The organism is Prescottella defluvii, assembly GCF_000738775.1.
In the GTDB taxonomy this organism is placed as follows: domain Bacteria; phylum Actinomycetota; class Actinomycetes; order Mycobacteriales; family Mycobacteriaceae; genus Prescottella; species Prescottella defluvii.
The window spans coordinates 1-350 of sequence record NZ_JPOC01000143.1; the positions used below are offsets into that span (position 1 = coordinate 1).

At 64.6% G+C, this 350-nt stretch carries 1 protein-coding gene; it reads right to left on the minus strand.

Annotated features, from left to right (window positions below):
* Positions 1-350: proton-conducting transporter transmembrane domain-containing protein (locus IJ15_RS0124090; protein WP_269321491.1), on the minus strand; the 350-nt coding region annotated here is incomplete at both ends.

The window sequence follows — 350 nt, forward strand, 5'->3', positions numbered from 1 at the left end:
CCCCGCCGTAGTCCGCGATGATCCTGGTTCCGCGCCGGGAGACCAGGAATCCCGCGATCAGCATCAGTGCGGCGGTGGAGATTCCGTGGTTGACCATGTAGAGGGTCGAGCCGCTCTGCCCCTGGCTGGTCATCGCGAACACGCCGAGCACGATGAATCCGAAGTGGGAGATCGAGGTGTAGGCGATCAGGCGCATCACGTCGGTCTGGCCGATCGCCAGCAACGCGCCGTACACGATGCTGATCACGCCCAGCGTCACCACGAGTGGAGCGAAGTACTGTGCGGCGTCGGGGAACAGTTGCAGGCAGTAGCGCAGCATCGCGAACGTGCCCACCTTGTCGACCACGGCC